Below are 6,221 nucleotides of genomic sequence, written 5' to 3'. Positions count from 1 at the left end.
CGCGAACGCGGCGGCCAGCGCCGGCGCGGCGAGCAGCGGCAGGCTCATCAGCGCGAGGGTGTCGAAAGCGGCACGGGCGGCGGCGGAACCGCGCCGGGACCGTGTGAGCGGCGAATACGGCTGCGCAGGTGTCGCCGTCACATCCCTCTCCCGTGTCTTGCGTCCTGACCGTTGTCATTCTCCCACCGGTAGAGGACGAACACACGGGCCGGTCAGTTCGCGTTCCGCACCGTGACTTTCCCGTCGCCCGTGCGGGCGGTCACCACATGGGAACTCGACGAGTCCCGGGGCACGGACACATCGACCGATCCGTCCCCGGTCTTGGTCGTCACGCGGTACTTCGTGCCGCCGCCCTTGGGCAACGCGATCGTCACCGACCCGTCGCCGCTGCGGGACTCCACCAGGTCCGGTACGGCCCCGAGTTCCAGGTGCACCGACCCGTCACTGGTGGTCGTGTGCACCTCCCGGGACGACACCTCGGCGTGCACGGACCCGTCTCCGGTGTGGAGCGTCAGCGGTCCGGTCGAGTCGGTCACGTGCACGGAACCGTCGCCGGTCCGCACACTCAGCGCGTCCTTGAACCCCCGCGCCCGCACACTCCCGTCCCCGTCCTCCACCTTCACGGCGACCCCGCGCGGCACCTCGATCCGGTGCTTGGCCGAACAGTCGGCGATCACCCCGGAACACTTCAGCCGCAACACCAGCCGGTCGCCCTTCATGGCCCAGGTCGCCTTGGGATCCGAACCGATCGCCACGCTTCCCTGCCACCACCGGGTGACCTCGATCTTCCCCGCCGGGTTGGAGTCCGCGGCGACGACTTCGAGCGCCGAGTCGTCCGAGTCGATGGTGAGGGTACGGCCGGGCAGCGCGAAGGTGCGGTGATCGGGGTGCGTGTCGTCACCGGCGGAGGCACCGGCACACGCGGTGGCGCCGAGGAGGAGCAGGGCGAGGGCGCTGGTCGCGGTGAGGGCGCGGGTGGTGCGGGTTCGGGTGCTGCGGGTGCGGGTCACGGTGATTTCCCCCTGGGGCGGTCGCGGAGTCCCGGTGACTCCTACGGCTCTCCTCGACCGTAGGGAGCGACGCTCCTGAGGGGCATCCGGTGCGCTCCCGGACTCGGGGTGGGGAAAACCCCCGGCACACCTCCGTGGAGATACGGGTGGGGATACGGGTTTGCAGGACAGGCCCCCTGGCAATGTAGGCTGTCGACTCGTCCTGGGCGCGTAGCTCAGGGGTAGAGCGTCGCCCTTACAAGGCGAATGTCGGCGGTTCGAAACCGTCCGCGCCCACCAGGATCAGTAGCAGGTCAGAGGCTCAGGTCAGCCGGGGTGAATCCGGTGACCCGGGCCTTTGTCTTTGGTGAAGGCGCTCGCGGATTTCGGGGGCGGTGGGCAGGATGGGCCCATGACTCAACCTGGCGCCACGTCCTCGGGTTCCGTGTTGTCCCTGTGGTCGAAGGACTCGGTGTTGTCGATCGGTTCGGTGGGGTCGGTGCTGTCCATCGGGTCCGTCGGGTCGGCCCTGTCCGTGGGGTCGATCGGGAGCACGCTGTCGGCCGGGTCGATCGGCTCGGCACTGTCGGTGGTCTCGGCGGGCTCGTGGCTCAGCACGGGGTCCGTGCTGTCCGCGCAGTCACGGTGGTCGGTGCTGTCGTGGCGTTCGACGCGCGGCTTCCGGGCGGTCGGGGACGGAGCGGGTACCGGCACCGGGGTCCGTTTCGGCGGGGTGCCCGTCGTGGGGGCGGTGGGAGTCGCCGGGGCTGTCGCTGCCCTGGCACTGGCCCAACGGGCGCTGCGCAAGCCGTAGTTCGGGGACGGCGGGGTCAGGACCAGAACTCGTTCGACCTGTCGATGTCCTCGACGCACTCGTCCAGGTCCGTGATCCTGTCGCCGAGGATGCGGAAGACGATGCCGCCGGTTTCGTCGATGCGCTTGCCGTCGCGCTCGGCCGTGAAGCGGTGGAGCGTGACCGCGTGGCCCCGGCCGTCGACGAGGACGTTGCGCAGATCGACGTGCAGGGTGCCGTTCGTCTGCGCGAAGAGCTGGCCGTACATGTCGAAGATCGTGTCCAGGCCCTTGAAGTCACCGGACAGCGGGTGGGTGCCGGGGACGTGGTGCGTGGCGTCCGAGGACATCAGCGAGCGCAGGGTGTCCATGTCGCCGCGGGCGAAGGCGTCGTAGCCCTTGCGGACGAGGAGTGCGTGCGGATGGTCGGCCATGATCGGTCGCCGCCTCTCGGTTGCTTCGGCGATATGAGGCTTTCCTCAGTCATTGTCCGCCTTTTCGTCAACCGGTGGCACCTCGTGTGCGTGCTTCAGCTTCATCCGTGTCTCCACGCGCTCCGCCGCGGTGACCTCCGTCCAGAAGCGGTGGCCGCTGACGAAGACCGCGAGTTCGTGCTCGCGCTGCCGGAGCTTCTCCACCTCGGCCTGTTCGTCGGGCGTCCAGCCCGGGGAGGCAGGGCGTTCCACCTTGCGCCAGCCGCCCGTGTCGCTGAACCCGTCCAGGGGCTCGACCGACCAGGGCAGCCGCTTCAGCAGGGTCGTCAGCTCTGCCCGGACCTGATGCAGCTCCTCCTGACCGGCGAGGAGGTCACTAGGGAAGTCATAGGTCGTAGCCACGCGCTAATGGTACGCCTGTTCGAATTTGAGTCGCGAGTTCCTTCCGGGACTTCATACGAACGGGTGTGGGCCGGCCGGCGCGCTCGCCGTCTCAGGCGGTGGTCGGGTCCGTCGACGCCTCGTCGTCGCTCATGGCGACGTAGACGGTCACGATCGAGGCGATCACATCGATCTCCGCCGGGCCGACGAGCCTCAGCCAGACCAGCTCCTCCAGACCGTCGAACCGGCGGACGAGGGCAGCCGCTTCCTCGGGCCAGGGAAGCGGTGCCTTCGGCAGGTGGATCACGGAGATCGCGTCGACGAAGTTGCCGGAGATCCCGGGGCCCTTCGACAGCCCGACATGGCGGACACCGGCGAGGGAGATGATGGCCTCGGGCTTCGCCGACGAGTCCCGGAGGGTGATCTCCAACGACTCCTCGTCGTCGAGGGCATCGAAGGAGACACGGGCGATGAAGTGACCGACGAACGGCGCCAGCAGCCTCGCGGCAGTCGCACATCGGTTCCCGAACGCGCTCTCCGCCCGACTCCCACCCGTCACAGGTGAAAACTACCGTGCGGCGCCGGTCAGTTGGGGTGCGGTGTCTCCAACTCCCTTACCAGTCCCGCCGTTACCGGCACCGCGATTCCCTGGCGCTCCGCCGCCCGCAGCAACGCCCCGCCGATCGCGTCCAGTTCGAGCGGGCGGTGCGCCTCCGCGTCGCGCTGCATCGACGACTTGGTGCCCGGAGGGAACGTGTCGTACCGGGCCAGCGCCCCCACCGGGTCGGACGGGCCGCCGTAGGACCGGCTCACCGCTGCAGTCTCCTCCAGCAGGGCCGTCAACTCCTCGCGGTGGCGCGTGCGTACGTCGCCGAGGGGGAGGCCGTAGCGGGTGGTGAGGAGGGCCAGTGGGGCCAGGAACGTCATCTTGGCCCAGAGCGCGGCCGTCTCGTCGGGCAGGACCCGGGTCGTGGGGCCGGCCGTGCGCAGCGCGGCTGCCAGTGCTTCCAGGCGTTCGCGGGGGACCGGGTCGCCCGTGACGTCGATCTCCGCGAACGGGCTGCCGTGCTCAATCACCCCTGGGGCGACGCGAGTTGACTCGACCCGGATGATCGCGGGGGCGACCTGGGCGGGCGGGTAGTGGGCGCGGAGATGGGCCGGGTGTTCCACGCCGTTCAGGAACGGGACGAGGAGGCCGTCGCCCAGTGCGGTCGCGGGGACGCGGGCCAGTGCCGGGTCGAGTGCTGTCGCCTTGACCGTGATCAGGCAGGCGTCCACCGGTTCGCGCAGTTCCGTGTCGGCCTCCACCGGTGCCGTGAAGTCGCCGAAGGGGGCGCTGCGGACCTGGATTCCGCTGCTGCGGAGGGTGGCGGCCGTTTCTTCTCCGGCCAGGCAGATCACCCGGTGGCCGGCCCGGGACAGCAGCGCCGCGAGCAGGCCGCCCACGCCGCCGGGGCCCAGTACGGCCACGGTGAGTTCGTTGTTCGCCATGTTCTAGGTCCTCTCGTCGGTCGGCCCCGTGCACGGTGACGGTGGCCGCCTCGGAAGGATCATCGCAGGCGTGTTCGGGAGAGCGGCGGCGGTATCGCTTTCGGGGCGCGAGACTGGACGTATGTGCCGCAGTATCAAGACTCTTCGACCGCCCGCCCTGCCCGACGAGGCCACGGAGGAGGAGATTCGCGCCGCCGCGCTGCAGTACGTGCGCAAGGTCTCCGGGTTCCGGGCGCCCGCCGCGCACAATCGCGAGGTCTTTGACCGCGCGGTCCATCTGATTGCCGACGCGACGGCTGAGCTGCTTGCGGGCCTTGAGGTGAGAGGGGGTTCGCGGTGAGTGCGGTCATCAAAGTGCGGGCCGGTGGGGGCTGGTCGCGCAGTTCCCCGCGCCCCTAAAGGCGGTCGCCTACGGCGCCCGGCCTTTACGGCGCGGCAGGTGCCTCCCCTGCCCCCGGCTGCCGTCGCATGACATACGCCGCCCCCGCCCCCGCCCCGAACAGCGCCGCCAACGACACCCCCGTCGCCAGCCACGTCGCCCCCAGCCACTGTGCGCCGTAGTAGCCGAGCGCCACGCTGTACGCCGCCCAGGACAGGCCCGCCAGGGCCGACCAGGGGAGGAAGTCGCGGGCCCGGCGGTGGGCGGCGCCCGCGCCCAGGGAGACCACCGAGCGGCCGGCGGGGGCGAAGCGGGCCAGGATGACCAGGGCGCCGCCGCCCCGGGCCAGGGCGTGGCCGAGACGTTCCTGCGCGGTGGTGAGCCGGCGGGAGCGGGAGATGGCGCGGTCGAGGCGTTCGCCGCCCAGCCAGGCCAGGCGGTACGCCACCAGGTCGCCCAGGACGGACGCGGTGGCGGCCGACGCGATCAGGGCCAGGATGCTGGGGACCTCGTGCGGGACGGGAACGGCGTCGGCCGCCGCGCCAGTGCCCGCTGCCGCCGCCGTGGCCGCCGCGATGACCAGGACACCGCTCGGCAGTACCGGCAGGAACACATCAAGCAGCACGGACAGGGCGATCATGGCGTAGATCCATGGGCTGCCGGTCAGCGACCCCACACTCTCGAACAACGCGGCTCCCCGTGAACTCCCCCGTGGGCCGCGGCAAGACGGCCAGTGACAGCCATACAGCGTACGCCTGGGTGGGGACAGGAGATTCACGGGGGGCACGTGTGATCGGCACAGCTTGTTCACTCGGCTGCCCCGTCCCGACGGGCGGGGCGGGCCCGCATCCCGTAGCAACGTAAAGGGGCTCAAAGCACACCTGAACGTGAGGAACGGTACACATCATGGTGGCAGGCATATGCGCGGGCGCCGTCGTCGCGGCCCTACTGGCGAGCGGCGGAACCAACACCGGCGCCCCGGACGGCTACTCGATGCGCACGGACGCGCGGTTCGCGCCGGTCGGCGCCCTCGTGCCGTCGGCGGCGGTGACGTACGACACGAAGCTCGTCCCCGCCGCCGCGTGGATCGAGGTCGGTCAGCGGACGACGGTGGGCGGTGCCACGACAGTGCGGCTGCGGGTCGACGGGATGGTGCCGGGGCACGCGTACGCCGTCCATGTGCACCAGAAGCCGTGCGGCGCCGACCCCGCCGCCGCGGGCGGGCACTTCCAGCACAAGCCGTCCACCGACCCGGCCGACGTCACCGCCGACAACGAGGTCTGGCTCGACTTCACGGCCGACGAACACGGCGCCGGTGAGGCGAGCGCCCGGCACGACTGGAACTTCCGGGAGGGCGAGGCGTCCTCCGTCGTGATCCACGAGATGCCGGGCAGCAAGGTCCGCGGCGCCTGCTTCACCGTGCCGTTCGGCTGGGCTCCCTGACCTGCGGATACGTCCAGGGGCGGGCGTCGGCCGACGGCGCCCGCTCCGTCGTCGCGGCGCGGAGAACCGCCCGCGCCACCGCGTCGGCGTCCGACAGCGTGACCGAGTCGACGCCCGGCCGGGCGCCCGCCGCGGTCACCCAGTGCACGCCTCCGTGGGCACCCCGAACGCGAACCGTCGTGTGTGCGCCCGTCCCTGACGGTCTATCAGCCGGTACGGGCGCGGGGTCACATCCAGCCCGCCCGTCTCGTAGCCGTCCACGGTGTGCGGTCGGCACCGGCCCGTCTTCAGCAGCCGGCCGAGCAGCGCGTC

The 6,221-nt window shown here is 71.0% G+C and carries 9 protein-coding genes, 1 tRNA gene and 1 pseudogene; 4 read left to right on the top strand and 7 right to left on the bottom strand.

What is annotated here, in order from left to right:
- Positions 1-212: 212 nt before the first annotated feature.
- Positions 213-1,010: a DUF4097 family beta strand repeat-containing protein gene (locus tag R6V09_RS43230; protein ID WP_317886960.1), complete on the bottom strand. Its 798-nt coding sequence runs from the start codon at positions 1,008-1,010 to the stop codon at positions 213-215.
- A 204-nt stretch (positions 1,011-1,214) separates the two neighbouring features.
- Between R6V09_RS43230 and R6V09_RS43225 the strand changes: the two genes are divergently transcribed.
- Both R6V09_RS43225 and R6V09_RS43220 read left to right on the top strand, forming a co-directional pair.
- A tRNA-Val gene (locus R6V09_RS43225) sits at positions 1,215-1,289 on the top strand.
- Between the two features lie 112 nt (positions 1,290-1,401).
- On the top strand, positions 1,402-1,803 hold the full coding sequence (locus R6V09_RS43220; protein WP_317886959.1) for a hypothetical protein: 402 nt from the start codon (positions 1,402-1,404) through the stop codon (positions 1,801-1,803).
- Between the two features lie 16 nt (positions 1,804-1,819).
- Here R6V09_RS43220 and R6V09_RS43215 read toward each other — a convergent pair whose 3' ends face one another.
- The 4 genes from R6V09_RS43215 to R6V09_RS43200 all read right to left on the bottom strand — a co-directional run bounded on the left by R6V09_RS43215 (position 1,820) and on the right by R6V09_RS43200 (position 4,087).
- Positions 1,820-2,215 carry a nuclear transport factor 2 family protein gene (locus R6V09_RS43215; RefSeq protein ID WP_317886958.1) on the bottom strand — a complete coding sequence of 132 codons (396 nt, stop codon included), beginning with the start codon at positions 2,213-2,215 and terminating at the stop codon, positions 1,820-1,822.
- Between the two features lie 45 nt (positions 2,216-2,260).
- Positions 2,261-2,617: a hypothetical protein gene (locus R6V09_RS43210; RefSeq protein WP_317886957.1), complete on the bottom strand. Its 357-nt coding sequence runs from the start codon at positions 2,615-2,617 to the stop codon at positions 2,261-2,263.
- Between the two features lie 91 nt (positions 2,618-2,708).
- Positions 2,709-3,155: a hypothetical protein gene (locus R6V09_RS43205; RefSeq protein ID WP_317886956.1), complete on the bottom strand. Its 447-nt coding sequence runs from the start codon at positions 3,153-3,155 to the stop codon at positions 2,709-2,711.
- 26 nt (positions 3,156-3,181) lie between these two features.
- Positions 3,182-4,087, bottom strand: a complete 906-nt coding sequence (locus R6V09_RS43200) for a ketopantoate reductase family protein (protein WP_317886955.1) — start codon at positions 4,085-4,087, stop codon at positions 3,182-3,184.
- Positions 4,088-4,208: 121 nt separating this feature from the next.
- Here R6V09_RS43200 and R6V09_RS43195 point away from each other — a divergent pair, with 121 nt between their 5' ends.
- Positions 4,209-4,427 (top strand): DUF2277 domain-containing protein, encoded by a 219-nt coding sequence (locus tag R6V09_RS43195; protein WP_317886954.1) that lies wholly within the window; start codon positions 4,209-4,211, stop codon positions 4,425-4,427.
- 85 nt (positions 4,428-4,512) lie between these two features.
- Here R6V09_RS43195 and R6V09_RS43190 read toward each other — a convergent pair whose 3' ends face one another.
- Positions 4,513-5,154, bottom strand: a complete 642-nt coding sequence (locus R6V09_RS43190; RefSeq protein WP_317886953.1) for a DedA family protein — start codon at positions 5,152-5,154, stop codon at positions 4,513-4,515.
- A 218-nt stretch (positions 5,155-5,372) separates the two neighbouring features.
- Here R6V09_RS43190 and R6V09_RS43185 point away from each other — a divergent pair, with 218 nt between their 5' ends.
- A complete protein-coding gene (locus tag R6V09_RS43185) occupies positions 5,373-5,909 on the top strand; it encodes a superoxide dismutase family protein (protein WP_317886952.1) in 537 nt (178 codons plus the stop codon).
- Here R6V09_RS43185 and R6V09_RS43180 read toward each other — a convergent pair.
- Positions 5,881-6,221 (bottom strand): annotated as a pseudogene (locus tag R6V09_RS43180) (FAD/NAD(P)-binding protein); the annotation flags it as partial. The gene R6V09_RS43185 and the pseudogene R6V09_RS43180 overlap by 29 nt on opposite strands.

Origin of the sequence: Streptomyces sp. W16 (assembly GCF_033194735.1) — a bacterium.
Classification (GTDB): domain Bacteria; phylum Actinomycetota; class Actinomycetes; order Streptomycetales; family Streptomycetaceae; genus Streptomyces.
This window is presented reverse-complemented; position numbering and strand designations above follow the sequence as displayed.